At 60.3% G+C, this 16128-nt stretch carries 12 protein-coding genes and 4 tRNA genes; 7 read left to right on the top strand and 9 right to left on the bottom strand.

The genetic code is table 11. The features are described from left to right. Positions 1–114: 114 nt before the first annotated feature. Both PspR76_RS10770 and PspR76_RS10765 read left to right on the top strand, forming a co-directional pair. Complete coding sequence (locus tag PspR76_RS10770; protein WP_159955161.1) at positions 115–2766, top strand: sensor histidine kinase; 2652 nt, start codon at positions 115–117, stop codon at positions 2764–2766. Next, positions 2763–3455, top strand: coding sequence for a response regulator (locus PspR76_RS10765; protein ID WP_159955160.1), 693 nt, complete (start codon positions 2763–2765; stop codon positions 3453–3455). The genes PspR76_RS10770 and PspR76_RS10765 overlap by 4 nt, the downstream gene beginning before the upstream one ends. 157 nt (positions 3456–3612) lie before the next feature. On the opposite strand, the gene PspR76_RS10760 is transcribed toward PspR76_RS10765, so the two are convergent. Together PspR76_RS10760 and PspR76_RS10755 are read right to left on the bottom strand one after the other, a co-directional pair. Next, positions 3613–4770 carry a M10 family metallopeptidase C-terminal domain-containing protein gene (locus PspR76_RS10760; RefSeq protein WP_159955159.1) on the bottom strand — a complete coding sequence of 386 codons (1158 nt, stop codon included), beginning with the start codon at positions 4768–4770 and terminating at the stop codon, positions 3613–3615. A 406-nt stretch (positions 4771–5176) separates the two neighbouring features. After that, positions 5177–6073, bottom strand: coding sequence for a LysR family transcriptional regulator (locus PspR76_RS10755; RefSeq protein ID WP_159955158.1), 897 nt, complete (start codon positions 6071–6073; stop codon positions 5177–5179). Between the two features lie 104 nt (positions 6074–6177). On the opposite strand from PspR76_RS10755, the gene PspR76_RS10750 reads away from it, so the two are divergent. Further along, on the top strand, positions 6178–7692 hold the full coding sequence (locus tag PspR76_RS10750; RefSeq protein ID WP_159955157.1) for an MFS transporter: 1515 nt from the start codon (positions 6178–6180) through the stop codon (positions 7690–7692). 79 nt (positions 7693–7771) lie between these two features. Here the strand turns inward: PspR76_RS10750 and PspR76_RS10745 are convergent. The 4 genes from PspR76_RS10745 to PspR76_RS10730 all read right to left on the bottom strand — a co-directional run bounded on the left by PspR76_RS10745 (position 7772) and on the right by PspR76_RS10730 (position 8291). After that, positions 7772–7848, bottom strand: a tRNA-Asp gene (locus PspR76_RS10745). A gap of 19 nt (positions 7849–7867) precedes the next feature. Beyond that, positions 7868–7943 (bottom strand) — tRNA-Val (locus tag PspR76_RS10740). A 176-nt stretch (positions 7944–8119) separates the two neighbouring features. Continuing rightward, positions 8120–8196 (bottom strand) — tRNA-Asp (locus PspR76_RS10735). Positions 8197–8215: 19 nt separating this feature from the next. After that, positions 8216–8291: transfer RNA gene (locus PspR76_RS10730), tRNA-Val, on the bottom strand. 159 nt (positions 8292–8450) lie between these two features. On the opposite strand from PspR76_RS10730, the gene rdgC reads away from it, so the two are divergent. The 3 genes from rdgC (at position 8451) to sugE (ending at position 10942) form a co-directional block, all read left to right on the top strand. Then, positions 8451–9371 (top strand): recombination-associated protein RdgC, encoded by a 921-nt coding sequence (gene rdgC, locus PspR76_RS10725; protein ID WP_159955156.1) that lies wholly within the window; start codon positions 8451–8453, stop codon positions 9369–9371. 184 nt (positions 9372–9555) lie between these two features. Further along, positions 9556–10521: a bile acid:sodium symporter family protein gene (locus PspR76_RS10720; RefSeq protein WP_159955155.1), complete on the top strand. Its 966-nt coding sequence runs from the start codon at positions 9556–9558 to the stop codon at positions 10519–10521. Between the two features lie 106 nt (positions 10522–10627). Continuing rightward, positions 10628–10942 (top strand): quaternary ammonium compound efflux SMR transporter SugE, encoded by a 315-nt coding sequence (sugE, locus tag PspR76_RS10715; protein WP_017136389.1) that lies wholly within the window; start codon positions 10628–10630, stop codon positions 10940–10942. A 121-nt stretch (positions 10943–11063) separates the two neighbouring features. Here sugE and PspR76_RS10710 read toward each other — a convergent pair whose 3' ends face one another. The 3 genes from PspR76_RS10710 to PspR76_RS10700 all read right to left on the bottom strand — a co-directional run bounded on the left by PspR76_RS10710 (position 11064) and on the right by PspR76_RS10700 (position 15456). Continuing rightward, the gene (locus tag PspR76_RS10710; RefSeq protein ID WP_159955154.1) at positions 11064–12938 is read right to left on the bottom strand and encodes an MFS transporter; all 1875 of its coding nucleotides are present in this window, start codon (positions 12936–12938) and stop codon (positions 11064–11066) included. 67 nt (positions 12939–13005) lie between these two features. Further along, positions 13006–14154 carry a TDT family transporter gene (locus PspR76_RS10705; RefSeq protein WP_159955153.1) on the bottom strand — a complete coding sequence of 383 codons (1149 nt, stop codon included), beginning with the start codon at positions 14152–14154 and terminating at the stop codon, positions 13006–13008. 111 nt (positions 14155–14265) lie between these two features. Beyond that, a complete protein-coding gene (locus PspR76_RS10700) occupies positions 14266–15456 on the bottom strand; it encodes an MFS transporter (RefSeq protein WP_159955152.1) in 1191 nt (396 codons plus the stop codon). 91 nt (positions 15457–15547) lie between these two features. Here PspR76_RS10700 and PspR76_RS10695 point away from each other — a divergent pair, with 91 nt between their 5' ends. Next, positions 15548–16093, top strand: coding sequence for a TetR/AcrR family transcriptional regulator (locus tag PspR76_RS10695; RefSeq protein WP_159955151.1), 546 nt, complete (start codon positions 15548–15550; stop codon positions 16091–16093). The last annotated feature ends 35 nt before the right edge of the window (positions 16094–16128 follow it).

The raw sequence follows: 16128 nt of genomic DNA, 5'->3' as shown, positions 1-16128 counted from the left end.
GAGCTGGCTTGCCTGCGATAGCGGTGGGTCAGCTTGCCCTGTACCGACTGACACACCGCCATCGCAGGCAAGCCAGCTCCCACAGGGAACAGCACTGCATTCAACAGGAAGAATATGCCCGCATTAAAAAATGAGCGCCCCGACCCCGACGCCCTGCTGGCCCGGGTACAGCTGGAAGAACAGGCCGCCTTGCGCGGCAAATTGCGTATCTACTTCGGCTCCAACGCGGGCGTCGGCAAAACCTGCGCCATGCTCGCGGCGGCGCAACGCGAAGTCGCCCTTGGCCGTGACCTGCTCGCCGGGGTGATAGAAACCCACGGCCGTGCCGAGACCGCCGAGCTGCTCCAAGGCCTGGAACAACTGCCCCGCGCCACCTTGCTGCACCGCGAGTTCGCCCTCAGCGAATTCGACCTCGACGCCGCCCTGCGCCGCCACCCCGCCGTGGTGCTGGTGGACGAGCTGGCCCATAGCAACGCGCCCGGCTCGCGCCACCCCAAACGCTGGCAAGACATCGAAGAACTGCTCAGCGCGGGCATCGACGTGTGGACCACGCTCAACGTCCAGCACCTGGAAAGCCTGAATGATCTGGTCAGCGGCATCATCGGCATTCGCGTACGCGAAACGGTGCCGGATCATGTGTTCGATAACGCCCACGAAGTGGTGGTGATCGACCTGCCACCCGACGACCTTTTGCAACGTCTCAAGGACGGCAAGGTGTACCTGGGCCCTGCGGCGGCGCGCGCCTCGCAGCACTTTTTCCGCAAGGGCAACCTGCTGGCGTTACGCGAGCTGGCGTTGCGGCGCACAGCGGATCGGGTCGATACGCAAATGCGCGTGTACCGCCGCGAACAGTCGATCAAAACCCTCTGGCCGGCTCGCGAGCGGCTGCTGGTGGGCATCGCCGGAGATACCGGTGATGAACGCCTGGTGCGTGAAGCCGCGCGGCTGGCACAAAAACTCGAAGCCGACTGGATCGTCGTGCATGTGGCCACCCACCAGGGCCGCGGCGCCAGGCGTTACCTGACGGCGATGAAGACCCTGGCGCTGGCGACTGAATTCGGCGCCGACACCGCGACGCTGCCGGGCATGGACGTGGCCGAAGCCCTGGCTGCCTGCGCCCGCGAACACAATGCCAATCGCCTGGTGCTCGGCCACCACCCGCGCCGGGCCTGGCGGTTCTGGCACCCGTCGGTGAGCGACCGGATCAGCCGGCACCATCCGCAAATCGATCAGATCGTGATCGCCCACGGCGTATTGCCTGGCCCAACGCCTGCGATCAAACAGTCGACGCCTGCACCGGGCCGAGCCCTGGCCTACCTGTGGGCCACCCTCGCCTGCTTCGCCGCCAGCGCCATCGCGGCTTTGCTGCTGCAAGTGTTCGACCTGGCCAACGTGGTCATGCTGTTTTTGCTCACGGTGGTGCTGGTAGCCCTGCGTTTTGGCCGTGGCCCCGGCGTGTGGGCGGCGATGCTTGCGGTGTTGTGTTTCGACTTCTTTTTTGTGCAGCCGCGCTACTCGTTCACCGTCAATGACACCCAGTATTTTTTCACCTTTGCGTTGATGCTTGGCATCGCCCTGATCACCGGGCAACTCACCGCACGCCTGCGCCACGAAGCGCGCACCGCCGCCGCCCGCGAACGCCGCGCGACCTCGTTGGCGCGGCTGGCCCGTGACCTGTCGGCGGCGTTGACCGTGGAGCACATCAGCGAGGTGGCCCTGCGCACCTTCAGCGGCGTGTTCGAAGCACGGGTCGGCCTGGCACTGCCGGACGCGGCCGATGGCGTGCACAGCGTCAGTGCCAGCGGGCTTCCGATTGACGACAGCATCGCGCAATGGACCTACGACCACGGCCAAGCCGCCGGCCAAGGCACCGACACGTTGTCGGCGGCCAAAGGTTGCTATTTGCCGCTCAAAGCGCCGATGCGCGTGCGCGGCGTGCTGGTGCTGGAGCTGGCGCAAAGCGAGCGCCTGAATGACCCACAGGAACGTCGCTTGCTGGAAGCCTGCATGAGCCAGCTGGCAATTGCGCTGGAGCGCGTGCACTTCGTCGAAGTGGCGCAAAGCACGCTGGTACAGATGGAAGGCGAGAAGATGCGCAACACCCTGCTCGCGGCGATTTCCCACGACTTGCGCACACCGTTGACCACCCTGATCGGCGCCGCCGACACCGCCCTGCCCCACGCGCCACCGGGGCCGTTGACCGAATTGCTCAATGGCATTCACGAACAGGCCACGTCGATGCAGCGCCTGATCGAAAACCTGCTGGACATGGCGCGCATGCAGGAACGCGGCGTGCGCCTGAACCGGCAATGGCATTCGCTGGAAGAAATCGTCGGCAGTGCGTTGCGCCAGTTGCGTGAGCCGCTGGCGAGACACCGCGTGCACACCCTGCTGGACCCGACATTGCCACTGGTGGACATCGACGCGCTGTTGATCGAGCGGGTGCTGGTCAACCTGCTGGACAACGCCGCCAAGTACACCCCGCCGGGCACCGCCATTACTGTCGCCGCACGCGCAGTGGCAGACAGCATCGTGCTGGAAGTGAGCGACACCGGCCCGGGTAAAGCGCCGGCGAACCTGTTCGAACCCTTCGCGCGCGGCCAGCAGGAGTCGTCCGTCGCCGGCATCGGCCTGGGCCTGGCGCTGGCCAAACGCATTGTCGAGGCCCATGGCGGGCGCATCCACGCCAACCCCGGCGATGCAGGCGGCATGCACTTCATCATCACGTTACCGGCGGGCACTCCGCCGCCCATGGAAGCCCTATGAGCACTGCACGCATTTTGATTGTTGAAGACGAAGCCAATATTCGCCGCTTTGTCGGGATAGCCCTGCAAGACGAGGGTTTTCAGGTATTCGAAGCCGACAGCGTCAAGCGCGCGTTGATCCATGCCGCCAGCCGCCAGCCGGACCTGGTGATCGTCGACCTCGGCCTGCCGGACGGCGATGGCAAACAACTGATCAGCGAATTGCGCGGCTGGCTGGCGGTACCGATCCTGGTGCTGTCGGCGCGTGATCGCGAAGAAGAAAAAGTCGCCGCGCTCGACGCCGGCGCGGATGATTACCTGACCAAGCCATTCGGCGTGCCCGAGCTGCTGGCGCGCATCCGCGCACAATTGCGCCGGCATGGGCAGACCGGCGCCGTGGCGGCCACCAGCAAGGTGGCGTTTGGCGAGATTGAAGTCGACCTGTCGACCCATGAGGTGTGGCGCCAGGGCCAGCCGGTGCACCTCACGCCCATCGAATACCGCCTGCTCTGCGCGATGATTCGCGGCCAGAGCCGAGTGCTGACGCATCGGCAATTATTGTTGGACGTGTGGGGGCTGGATTACGTCGACCGCGCCCACTATTTGCGCGTGCACATGGCGCATTTGCGGCAAAAGCTGGAAACGGACCCGGCGCAGCCAAAGCACTTTATTACCGAGTTGCAGGTGGGGTATCGGTTGATGGGTTTATAAGAAAATACTCGCTCACCTGGCTCGGGGTCGATACGGCACACCAGGGCCATCAGATGTTGCCTGGGCGGTTATAGCCTGAATTGGCGGCGCCCTTCGATCAGGCAGGAGAGCATCCGCCGCTGAGCCATTAACAACAGGCTCCCGCCATTAAAGGCAATTATTTAATGATATCGCGCCGCTGGACGCCGTCCGCCCGCACTTTAAAATCGGGTGCTTGACTGTCACGAGTAAAAAAGTCCTTCCAATACAATACATACGTATCGCCCGCCGCACCTGATTGAATTTCCAGGTGAGAGCCATTAGGCACAGCATATTGCGTACTGCCTTGAGAAGTAGCAACAGCACTGATATCTATTTTGTCCACGCCGGCTTTAAACCCGATGACAGTATCAAACTTGTCCGGGGTGGAGTCCGACTGATTTTGAAAGACAACCGTGTTTTTGCCTGGCCCTAAAGTAATCGTGTTAGGCACGGCATTCGGAACCACCCTATTAGTCCCCGACCCCGTCTTAACATCCTCAATGACCGCGTGCGAAGCAATCACTACGTTCCCCTTAAATCCGCCTAGACTAGAGCGCGCCCCGGAATGCATATCGATAACTTGATCATGCGTATCACCTGTTGCATCGAGAGAATCATGACCGAACCCGTTCACTATGACCATCGTCGCAGGATTATTATCACGCCCCAGGTTACCAATCAGATATTCAGCCCCAGAAATGTCTGTATTTAATTTATAAGCGGAGATCAACCGCTCGTAGTCTTTTTCTTGCGGACGCGAGACAGCCTTATCTTTAAAGTCTTGACCTGTAGTCATTTCCGAATTTCGACTGTGAACGCTGTAACCTCTGGAGTCAGGTTCACCCTCCGCAGGTGTACGAGCAGGTACGCCCAACGAATACAACAACGCGCGAGCCAGCAAGTTCCCCCCTCTGTTATTCCCGGTAGGCGCCAGGAAAGCCTGATCTTTGGGGTTATCAGGGTTGCTACGAATATAAACCTCGGTCGGTTTGGTTGGGTCAGTTGATGGATAACCAACCACCAGGTTGGAGCGTGTTTCATTCTGCTTGAAAGTCCCAAACTTTACCTTCCCATCGGGGGTGGCGTAAGTACCTTTACGGTGAAACCTGACTTGTAAATCGACGCCCAAGTCACTCATCTGAGCGTATAACTCGCGCCTCTGCGCAGCATTAAGCGGTTGATACCCGCGATTACCAAGATTTTCAAAGTGTGTGCCAGGGCCACTGTCATAATCCACTTCGATATCTACCCACCCATTACCATCCCTATCCTTAAAGGACGTAGCGGTGTCCACGTTATTCCGAGAGGCTGTCAGGGTATCGTTTGCTTGTCCCGGCGATAGCGAATGAGTAACCGGGGTGAAAGACGGAGAGGGAGTCGATGTGGAGGAGCCAATACTCATAAAAACCACCTGCGCAAATTAATAAAGGAAAATTTACATCACGCACACCTTACACACCCCATAAATAAAAAATAAACAGGGATAATTTGAGCAGATATTTCACATCTAAAACCGGGAAAACTTCCGCAACAAACCAGACAAAAAAAACCAACCCCGCTCAACAGAATATCCCTACATCAATATAATCGTTCCGAACATTTATAACACTCACTAAAAACTCTGTGACATCTTAAGTACTAACATCAATATGATCCGCGCAGCCCCTGCCCTTCATTACCAGTGCGGGCGGATAGCCGATTCAAAGAGGTGTAAACAAGCGCTCGGCAGCAAAGTCCACAAACACGCGGATTTTTGGCGAGAGGTGCCGGCTGGAAGGCCACAGCGCCCAGAACTGGCCCTGATCGTCGGAGTGCGCGTCCAATACGGTTTCCAGCTGTGCGTGAGCCAACGCCTCGCGGGCGAGGAAGTCCGGCACGTAGGCGATCCCATGGCCATCAATCGCAGCCCTGAGCATGGCTTCCATATTGTTCAACGTCAGCGCTGTGGGCAGGCGCAATTGGGTGATCGCCGGGTTGGCGGATAAGGTCCAGTCCATGATCTTTCCGGTGCTGGCAAAGCGATAACGCAGGCACTGGTGGTGTTCAAGGTCACTGAGGGTGGTCGGCCGACCGTGAGTGCGCAGGTACTCTGGGGCTGCACACAACACAAATCGGAACGGCCCGAGTTTGCGCGCCATCAATGTCGAGTCGGCCAGCCCGCCGCTGCGGATCACCACGTCGAAGCCTTCCTCGATCACGTCCACCAAGTGGTCGTTGAAATCCAGCTCCAACTCAATCTCCGGGTAGGCTTGCCGGAACGCGAGCATGTGCGCAAAGAGAAAGCGATAACCGATGGTGGGCAGGCTGACACGCAGTTTGCCACGTGGCGCCTGCATCACATGGGAGAGCATGGCGCGGGCGTCTTGCAGGTCATCAAGAATTTTGCGACTGCGCTCGTAGAACAATTGGCCTTCTGCGGTGAGGCTGACTTTGCGGGTACTGCGGTGCAGCAGCCGCACATTCAGCTCAGCCTCCAGCTTGGCGACATTTTTGCCCACTGCCGACGCGGAAATACCCATCGCCCGCGCCGCGCCGATAAAGCTGAGGGCTTCAGCCGTTTTGACGAATGCGATTACGCCGCTGAGGTTGTCCGTCACGCCATTACATCCTTTTTGTCCGCTATGATCGGAATGTAGGCCTGTTTATCGCCAATTGCATCCCGCCTAGAGTCTTTATCTTTCCAGACCTGCGGGAATCCCCGATGAACACTACAACCCCCTCCACCCATGGCCGCTATGCCATCCTGGCCGCAGTCTGCCTGGCGGCCCTGGTATTACCCATGAGTTTTACCGGGGGCGCAGTGGCTACGCCCTTTATCGGTGAGGCTTTCGCCGCCCGCCCCACACAGCTGGCGTGGATAACCAACGCGTTCATGTTGAGTTTCGGCAGCTTGTTGATGGCTGCCGGTACGCTCGCCGACCTCTATGGGCGCAAGCGTTTGTTCTTGTGGGGCATGGCGCTGTTCAGCGCAGTCTCCCTGCTGTTGGCCATGGCACCGGGCATTCTCTGGCTGGACCTGTTGCGCGGGATGCAAGGTGTGGCGGCGGCCATTGCGTTGTCCAGTGGCTGTGCGGCGCTGGCGCAGGAGTTCGATGGCCATGCCAGGACACGTGCTTTCAGCCTGTTGGGCACGACCTTTGGCGCGGGCCTGGCGTTTGGCCCGTTGCTGTCGGGACTGCTGATTGAACAATGGGGCTGGCGCGCGATTTTCCTCGCAACGGCCTTGCTCGCGGGGCTTTCACTGCTGTTCGCGGCACCCACAATGCGCGAAAGCCGCGACCCGAACGCACTGCGCCTGGACCTGGCGGGGATGTTGACGTTTTCGGCCACGCTGGTGGCCTTGACCACCGCGGTAATTCTGGCACCGGAACGGGGTTGGGCCACTGCGACCACCTATTACCTGCTGGGCGCAGCAGCGCTGTTTTTACTGGCGTTTATAGTCGTTGAACATCGCACCAGGCAACCGATGCTGGACTTGCGCCTGTTTCGCTTCCCCCGCTTCATCGGCGTGCAGTTGCTGCCAATCGGCACCTGTTACTGCTATATCGTCCTGATCGTGCTGCTGCCACTGCGGTTTATCGGCGTTGAAGGCGCCAGCGCATTTGAAGCCGGGTTGATGATGCTGGCGCTGTCGGCCCCCATGCTGGTGGTGCCGATCCTCGCCGCGACACTGACGCGCTGTCTGTCGCCGGGCGTGCTGTGCGCCATTGGCCTGCTGATCGCGGCCGTGGGTTTGTATGGACTGAGCCTGGCCGACGTCGGCCACCCCCCGCAGACCGTGGCGGCGATGCTGATCATCGGGATCGGCACCGGGTTGCCGTGGGGCTTGATGGATGGCCTGGCAATCAGTGTGGTGCCAAAGGAACGTGCAGGGATGGCGGCGGGGATTTTCAATACGACTCGGGTCGCCAGTGAAGGTGTCGCGCTGGCAATTACCGTGGCAGTGTTGAGCGCACTGGTTGCGCATCATCTGCCGGCCAGTGCTGTGCAGCAGGGTTCAACCGTCGCCCAGCAGTTGGTCATGGGAGATACCCGGCACGCCAGCGCCAACATTCGATTGGAATTGCTGCGCACTGCCTACATCGCCGGATTCAATACATTGCTGCAAGGGCTGGCGGGGCTTACGGTGCTCACGGCGGCGGTGGTCTTTACGTTTCTTGGCCGACGCGATGCAGCACCGATGCACACGTCACGCGCCGTCGAGCGATTAAGCTGAATCGCAGGCAAAAAAAAGCCCGCTCAATGAGCGGGCTTCTTGTGGTGACCTGGCGTTCAGCGTTCCAGGTGACCGAATATGGCGCAGCGGACGGGACTCGAACCCGCGACCCCCGGCGTGACAGGCCGGTATTCTAACCGACTGAACTACCGCTGCGCGTAACACTTGAAGCGAATGGTGGGTGATGACGGGATCGAACCGCCGACCCTCTGCTTGTAAGGCAGATGCTCTCCCAGCTGAGCTAATCACCCTTAGTTTCGGTGTGGGCGCATCATACAACAAAAAATCGTAATGTGTTGATTTAAATGCAATTTATTTAAAAAAACTTCATCGGGCGATTTTTCGCCATATTTCGGACAAAAAAAACCCGCTCAATGAGCGGGCTTTCTGTGGTGACCTGGCGTTCAGCGTTCCAGGTAACCGAATATGGCGCAGCGGACGGGACTCGAACCCGCGACCCCCGGCGTGACAGGCCGGTATTCTAACCGACTGAACTACCGCTGCGCGTAACACATGAAGCGAATGGTGGGTGATGACGGGATCGAACCGCCGACCCTCTGCTTGTAAGGCAGATGCTCTCCCAGCTGAGCTAATCACCCTTCGTTTCGGTGTGGCGCGCATTCTACGGAGCGACCCTGGGTCTGGCAAGCACTTTCTTAAATCTTTTTTTTCAGCCCTTCCAATGGCTTAGGCAGGGTTGGCCTCAGGCGATATCAAGAGAATAATGCCCCCCTTTGTATAAAGGAGAGACTCACCCCATGTGGTTCAAGAACCTGCTTATCTATCGCCTGACCCAAGATCTGCCTGTTGATGCCGAGGCGTTGGAAGCGGCCATGGCCACCAAACTGGCACGCCCGTGTGCAAGCCAGGAGTTGACCACTTACGGTTTCGTCGCGCCTTTTGGTAAAGGCGAAGACGCTCCCCTGGTTCACGTCAGCGGCGACTTCCTGCTGATCGCCGCGCGCAAGGAAGAACGTATCCTGCCGGGTAGCGTGGTGCGTGACGCGGTAAAGGAGAAAGTCGAAGAGCTGGAAGCCCAACGTGGCAGCAAGGTCTATAAAAAAGAACGTGATCAGATCAAGGATGAAATCATCCTCTCGTTCCTACCTCGCGCATTCGTACGTCGCTCGTCGACCTTCGCCGCCATCGCGCCAAAACAGGGCCTGATCCTGGTCAACTCGGCCAGCCCCAAGCGCGCCGAAGACCTGCTGTCGACCCTGCGTGAAGTGATCGGCACCCTGCCGGTTCGCCCACTCACGGTCAAAACTGCGCCAACTGCCATCATGACCGACTGGGTCACCACCCAGAAGCCGGCCGATGACTTCTTCGTCCTCGACGAATGCGAACTGCGCGACACCCACGAAGACGGCGGCATTGTGCGTTGCAAGCGCCAGGACCTGACCGGCGAAGAAATCCAGCTGCACCTGACCACCGGCAAAGTCGTGACCCAACTGTCGCTGGCCTGGCAGGACAAGTTGTCCTTCATGCTCGACGACAAGATGACCGTCAAGCGCCTGAAGTTCGAAGACCTGCTGCAAGACCAGGCGGAACAGGACGGCGGCGACGAAGCCCTGGGCCAACTGGATGCCAGCTTTACCCTGATGATGCTGACGTTCGGCGAGTTCCTGCCGGCGCTGGTTGAAGCGTTGGGCGGTGAAGAAACCCCACAGGGCATTTAAGCCATGTGAAGATCAAAATGTGGGAGCGGGCCTGTGTGGGAGCCGGGCTTGCCCGCGATGCAGGCACCTTGGTCTTCAGCTAGATCGAGTTGATGCTATCGCAGGCAAGCCAGCTCCCACACAAGCCCGCTCCCACATTTGATTGCATTCGCATTTCCGAAATCTAATAACGAGGACATCCCCCATGCGCGCACTCGCTGCCTTGAGCCGCTTCGTCGGCAATACCTTCGCCTACTGGGTGTTGATTTTCGCGGTGCTCGCCTTCCTTGAGCCCGGTTGGTTCATCGGTCTCAAAGGCGCCATCGTGCCGTTGCTGGGCCTGGTGATGTTCGGCATGGGGCTGACCTTAAAACTTGAAGATTTCGCCGAGGTTGCCCGCCATCCGTGGCGCGTGGCCCTGGGCGTGGTCGCGCACTTTGTGATCATGCCGGGCGTGGCCTGGTTGCTGTGCCAGGCCTTCCACCTGCCGCCGGAAATCGCCGTCGGCGTGATCCTGGTGGGTTGCTGCCCAAGTGGCACCTCGTCCAACGTGATGACCTGGCTGGCACGGGGTGATCTGGCGCTGTCGGTGGCGATTGCCGCCGTCACCACCCTCCTCGCCCCGCTGCTTACGCCGGCGCTGATCTGGCTGCTGGCGTCGGCGTGGCTGCCGGTGTCGTTCATGGAGTTGTTCTGGTCGATCCTGCAAGTGGTGCTGCTGCCGATCGTGCTCGGCGTGATCGCGCAACGCGTGCTCGGCGAGCGCGTGCGCCATGCAGTGGAAGTATTACCGCTGGTGTCGGTGGTGAGCATCGTGATCATCGTCGCGGCGGTCGTTGCGGCGAGCCAGGCGAAGATCGCCGAATCGGGCCTGTTGATCATGGCCGTGGTGATGTTGCACAACAGCTTCGGCTATCTGCTGGGCTACTTCACCGGGCGGCTGTTCAAGCTGCCGTTGGCGCAGCGCAAGTCGCTGGCACTGGAAGTGGGCATGCAGAACTCCGGGCTGGGCGCCGCGTTGGCCAGTGCGCATTTTTCGCCGTTGGCGGCGGTGCCGAGCGCATTGTTCAGCGTCTGGCACAATATTTCCGGGGCGCTGCTGTCGACGTACTTCCGCCGCATGAGCGAAAAGGAAGACCGCCGCGCGTTGGCAAACACACCCGAAACTTGATCGCCTGATCAATTTTCGGCACTCTACCGAGCTTCGCGGGGACGACCTCGCGACGCTGTCGAGCGCTTATTCAGGGGACGACCCCACTTTTAAAAGAGAGGTCATCATGTCCTGGATCATTCTGTTTTTTGCCGGGTTGTTTGAAGTCGGCTGGGCGGTCGGCTTGAAGTACACCGACGGCTTCAGCAAGCCACTGCCGACGGCCCTGACAATCGCCGCCATGGCCATCAGCCTCGGCCTGTTGGGCCTTGCGATGAAAGAACTGCCGCTGGGCACCGCCTATGCCATCTGGACCGGCGTGGGTGCGGTGGGCACGGTGATTGCCGGGATTATCCTGTTTGGAGAATCCATGGCGTTGTTTCGATTGGCGAGTGTGGCGTTGATAATTTGTGGGCTCGTTGGCCTCAAGATCAGCGCCTAGATAGCAGATTGTTCCCACGCTCCGCGTGGGAACGCATCCTGTGACGCTCCGCGTCGCGCCCCTAAAAGCGGACGCAGAGCGTCCATGGCGGCATTCCCACGCAGAGCGTGGGAACGATCCTCTACCTGACACTCCCCCGCAACGCCCCCACTCGCTCCTGCAACTGCGCAGGCGTCGCCGCCTCCACCGTCACCGGCTCACCCGCCACCAGCACCACCCGCGACCAGATCCGGTGAAAGAAGCCCTTGTTCGGATCGCGGCTGAAAAAGCTGCCCCACAAGCCCTGCAACGCCATCGGGATCACCGGCACCGGCATCTCCTCCAGAATCCGCGTCACGCCACCGCGAAACTCGTTCATCTCACCGTCCGCGGTCAGCTTGCCTTCCGGGAAAATGCACACCAACTCGCCATCCTTCAGATACTGCGCAATCCGCGCAAAGGCCTTTTCGTAGATCTGGATATCTTCGTTGCGCCCGGCAATCGGAATCGCCCCGGCGGTACGGAAGATAAAGTTGAGCACCGGCAACCGGTAGATTTTGTAGTACATCACAAAGCGAATCGGCCGACGCACCGCGCCACCAATCAACAGCGCATCCACAAACGACACGTGGTTGCACACCAGCAAGGCCGCGCCTTCATCCGGAATCAACTCCAGGTTGCGGTGCTCCACGCGGTACATGGAATGGCTGAGCAGCCAGATCATGAAACGCATGGTGAACTCGGGGACGATCTTGAAGATGTAGGTGTTGACCGCGATGTTGAGCAGCGACACCACCAGGAACAACTCGGGGATCGACAGCTTGGCCACGCTCAGCAGCAGGATCGAGACGATGGCCGAAACCACCATGAACAGCGCGTTGAGAATGTTGTTGGCGGCGATGACACGCGCGCGCTCGTTCTCGGCGGTGCGCGACTGGATCAGCGCATAGAGCGGCACGATATAGAAGCCACCGAACACGCCCAAACCGAGGATATCGAACAGCACCCACCACGCCTGGCCGTAGCCGAGCACCGCCAGCCAGTCGTTGGCCTGCACATTCTGCGGGAAGCCGCCGGAGTGCCACCACAGCAGCAGGCCGAACACCGTCAGGCCAAACGAGCCGAACGGCACCAGGCCGATTTCGACCTTACGCCCGGAGAGTTTTTCGCAGAGCATCGAGCCCAGGGCGATGCCCACCGAGAATACGGTGAGGATCAACGTCACCACGGTTTCGTCGCCGTACAACCATTCCTTGGCGTAAGCCGGGATCTGCGTGAGGTAGATCGCGCCGACAAACCAGAACCACGAGTTGCCGACAATTGAGCGCGACACCGCCGGCGTCTGCCCCAGGCCCAGGCGCAAGGTGGCCCAGGACTCGCTGAAGATGTTCCAGTTCAGGCGCAGCTGCGGCGTAGACGCCGCCGCGCGCGGAATGCTGCGGCTGGCCAGGTAACCGAGTACCGCCACGCCGACAATCGCCGTCGCCACGATTGGCGCGTAATGGGTGGACGACATCATGATCCCGGCGCCAATAGTGCCTGCCAGGATCGCCAGAAACGTGCCCATTTCCACCAGGCCGTTGCCGCCCACCAGCTCATCGTCGTGCAGGGCCTGGGGCATGATCGAGTATTTCACCGGGCCGAACAGCGCCGAGTGCGTGCCCATGGCAAACAGCGCCAGCAGCATCAATTCCAGGTGGTTGAACAAAAAGCCGGTGGCGCCCACGGGCATGATCACGATCTCGCCGATCTTGATCGCGCGGATCAATGCGTCCTTGTTGAACTTCTCGCCGAATTGCCCGGCCAGCGCCGAGAACAGGAAGAACGGCAGGATAAACAGCAAGGCACACAGGTTGACCCAGATCGAGCGATCACCGTCGATGGTCAGCTTGTAGAGAATCGCCAGGATCAGCGATTGCTTGAAGATGTTGTCGTTGAAGGCGCCCAGCAACTGGGTGATGAAAAACGGCAGAAAACGCCGTGTGCGCAGCAAGGTGAATTGTGAGGGGTGGCTCATCGTCCGTGTTCCTGCGTGGCCTGTAGGCTATTGTTGATCTTCAGGCCACGACTTTACCTAATCCCGCTTACTTATTCGCTAGCCCCGCAATGCAAGGTGAAACAAAAAGCTCGCCTTTATACGCGCCCTGCACCGTGCGCGAGGCCACGATCAGCCACATCAACGCCAACGCCACCACCAGCACACTGCCGAATACGCTGAAGAACCCCAGGTGCAGCAGGCTGGCGAGCTTCAATGTCGCCAAGGCGTAGACGCCCAGTGGGAAGGTAAAGCCCCACCAACCCAAGTTAAATGGAATGCCGGCACGCAGGTAACGCAGGGTGATCAACACGGCGATCAGCATCCACCACAAGCCGAAGCCCCACAGGGTGATGCCGGCCACCAAGCCGAGGCCGTTGGCCATTTCGCCGACGCCCGGCAAACCATTGGCGGCGAAGATCGCGGGGGCGTCGCCGCCCAGCAACAGCATGCCCAGCGCACCGGTGCCGATAGGCCCGAGGGCCAGCCAGCTCGACGCGGCCATGTTGGCGTGGGGCAGTTTATGCAGGGCCATGCGCAGCATCAGGATGGTCAGGATGCTGAACGCCACCGGCAGGGAAAACGCCCACAGCACGTAGCTGGTCACCAGCATCACCAGTTGCGAGTGCGCGTCGGCCAGGTGCGGCGCCAGCAGGCCACCGCTGGCAGCGGCGACTTCGGCCGCCACCACGGGCAGCAGCCACACGGCGGTCATCTGGTCGATGCTGTGCTCCTGGCGGGTGAACATCATGAACGGAATCAACACGCCACACGCCAGCGCCATCGCCACGTCCAGCCACCACAACGCTTCGGCCAACGGCACCACATCGGCGCCCCAGCGCGGCAGGCCGAACAGCAGCAGGCCGTTGATAATCGTCGCCAGGCCCATGGGAATGGTGCCGAAGAACATCGACACGGTGGAGTGCCCGAAAATGCGCCGCGCCTCGTGGAAAAACATCAGCCAACGGGCCGCGTACAACACGCTGAACAGCACAAACAGGCCGACGGTGAACATCCACAGGCCTTCGGCAATCGCGTGCACGCCGGGCAGATTGATCGGCAATTGGGCCAGGGCAAGGGCCAACACGCCGGTGCCCATGGTCGCGGCAAACCAGTTGGGGGTGAACTGGCGAATCACTTCCCGTGGACGGGTCAGGTGACTGAAAGGTTTATAGCTGATGGTGCTTGAGCAGGTCATGTCTGTAATCCTCTTCCTCGCATGAGGTTGAGGCCATCATAGAACCTGATCGAATATCTATATAACGGGTAATATCTCTAACTGTTATCTACTTTACCAATATACAGACACTCACTCGATTGCTGCCTTGGCCAGCGCCGCACGCTGCAGCAGCAACCCGGCCAGCGCTCCAAGGGCCAGCACGATCAGCACGGCGCCGTAACCATCGGTGGTGGCGATCAGGCCAAACACCCGGCTCAGGTTACCCGCCAGCAGAGCCGGCACGCAGAACGCCAGGTAGCTCAGAACATAGAACGCCGACATCAAACCGGCGCGCTCATGGGCCAGCGCCAAGCCCACGATGCTGCGCACACTGCCCATGAAGCCGCCGCCAAAACCAAAGCCTGCGATGACACTGGCGACAAAAAACAGCCACAGACTGGCGCTCTGCACCGCGACCAACAGCAAGGCCACGCCCACCGCCAACAGCACCGCCGAAAGACGCATGACCTTGTCTGCCGGGTGTTCGCGCAGGCTGTAAATCATGACCGCACCGCTCAGGGTCACGACTGCCACCAGGCCGCCGCCGATCAGGTGCGAAGTCGAGCCGGTTGAAGCCCGCACCAGCGAAGGTGCCAGGGACGAAAAGAACCCGCCCAACGCCCACACCGCCACGTTCAGCGGCATCGCCAGCCACAAGGCCCGGCGTGCTTGCTCGGGCACGTGCAGGGTTGGCGCCAATGACTTCAAGGCACCCGGAATGCGCCTGACGGTCTCCGGCAAGCGCCACACGTAGAGCGCTTGCAACACCATCAAGCCCAACAGCGTGAAGTAAATCAACTGGGTCGGACGTGGTGCGTATTCGACGAGCAAGCCGCTGCCCAGAGCGCCACTGGCCATGCCTAAAAGCGGCGCGAGGCTGTTGAGCATCGGGCCGCGCAGGCGGTCGGTGTCCAGCAGCGTCGCCGCCAGCACCGCCGTCGCCGTGCCGGTGGCAAAACCTTGCAGCGCTCGGGCGGCAATCAGGTAGGCGGTGCTGTCAGCGTTGATAAACAGCAGCATCGCCACACTATTGAGCAGCAGTGCAGCAAAAATCACCGGCCTGCGCCCCAGGTAATCCGACAATGAACCCACGGTCAGCAGCGCCGCCAGCAAGCTCACGGCATACACACCGAAGATCACCGTCAGCATCGCCGCGGAAAAATGCAGGTTGTCCTGATAAACCTGATACAACGGCGTCGGTGCGCTGGACGCAGCGAGGAAGGTCAACATCGTGATGACCAGGAACGCCAGGCTGGAACGTTGAGAAATGACGCTAGGCATGTGCACACTCCGCTAAAGCTAATATTTTGCTTTTGCAGAGTGTGCTACCGGGAAGCGCTTAAAGCAAATTCTTTGTGTTAAGGTTTTATCCATGGCGATTAAAGAAGGCCTTCGCCCGGGGGGCCGCAGTGCCCGGGTTCAAGAATCAGTGCATAACGCCGCGCGCGAATTGCTGGAAGCCCATGAGCGTTCCAGCGTAACTGTGCCGATGATAGCTGCGCGCGCGGGCGTTACGCCGTCGACCATCTACCGGCGTTGGGGCGACCTTTCCGCGCTGCTCGCCGACGTGGCGCTGGAACGCCTGCGCCCCGACAGCGAGCCCGCCAACACCGGCAGCCTGCGCGGCGACCTGCGCGCGTGGGGCGAACAGTATCTGGATGAAATGAGTTCCGAGCTGGGGCGCAACATGATGCGCGACGTGCAGTGCAGCCATCCCAGGGACTATTGCAGCAACATTCTGATGGGCCAGATGCAGGTTATTCTCGACCGTTATCAGGGCGGCGCGGATGTGCTGCCGAGTCTGGACCGACTGTTGAATCTGATTGCCGCGCCGACGGTGTATCGCAGTTTGTTTTCCAGTGCGCCGCTGCCGGTTGAAGAGCTGCATGAACTCATTGAGTTGGCACTGCAGGGATAAAGGCCAAACACAAAACCAAATGTGGGAGCGGGCTT

The organism is Pseudomonas sp. R76 (assembly GCF_009834565.1).
In the GTDB taxonomy this organism is placed as follows: domain Bacteria; phylum Pseudomonadota; class Gammaproteobacteria; order Pseudomonadales; family Pseudomonadaceae; genus Aquipseudomonas.
The sequence above is the reverse complement of the archived record's forward strand: the minus strand, read 5'-3'. Positions and strand labels throughout refer to the sequence as shown.

Bases quoted from the DNA above. Each gene is read 5' to 3' on its own strand.
- PspR76_RS10770 (WP_159955161.1), top strand. From the start codon at position 115: ATGCCCGCATTAAAAAATGAGCGCCCCGACCCCGACGCCCTGCTGGCC.
- PspR76_RS10765 (WP_159955160.1), top strand. From the start codon at position 2,763: ATGAGCACTGCACGCATTTTGATTGTTGAAGACGAAGCCAATATTCGC.
- PspR76_RS10750 (WP_159955157.1), top strand. From the start codon at position 6,178: ATGAACACTACAACCCCCTCCACCCATGGCCGCTATGCCATCCTGGCC.
- rdgC (WP_159955156.1), top strand. From the start codon at position 8,451: ATGTGGTTCAAGAACCTGCTTATCTATCGCCTGACCCAAGATCTGCCT.
- PspR76_RS10720 (WP_159955155.1), top strand. From the start codon at position 9,556: ATGCGCGCACTCGCTGCCTTGAGCCGCTTCGTCGGCAATACCTTCGCC.
- sugE (WP_017136389.1), top strand. From the start codon at position 10,628: ATGTCCTGGATCATTCTGTTTTTTGCCGGGTTGTTTGAAGTCGGCTGG.
- PspR76_RS10710 (WP_159955154.1), bottom strand. From the start codon at position 12,938: ATGAGCCACCCCTCACAATTCACCTTGCTGCGCACACGGCGTTTTCTG.
- PspR76_RS10705 (WP_159955153.1), bottom strand. From the start codon at position 14,154: ATGACCTGCTCAAGCACCATCAGCTATAAACCTTTCAGTCACCTGACC.
- PspR76_RS10700 (WP_159955152.1), bottom strand. From the start codon at position 15,456: ATGCCTAGCGTCATTTCTCAACGTTCCAGCCTGGCGTTCCTGGTCATC.
- PspR76_RS10695 (WP_159955151.1), top strand. From the start codon at position 15,548: ATGGCGATTAAAGAAGGCCTTCGCCCGGGGGGCCGCAGTGCCCGGGTT.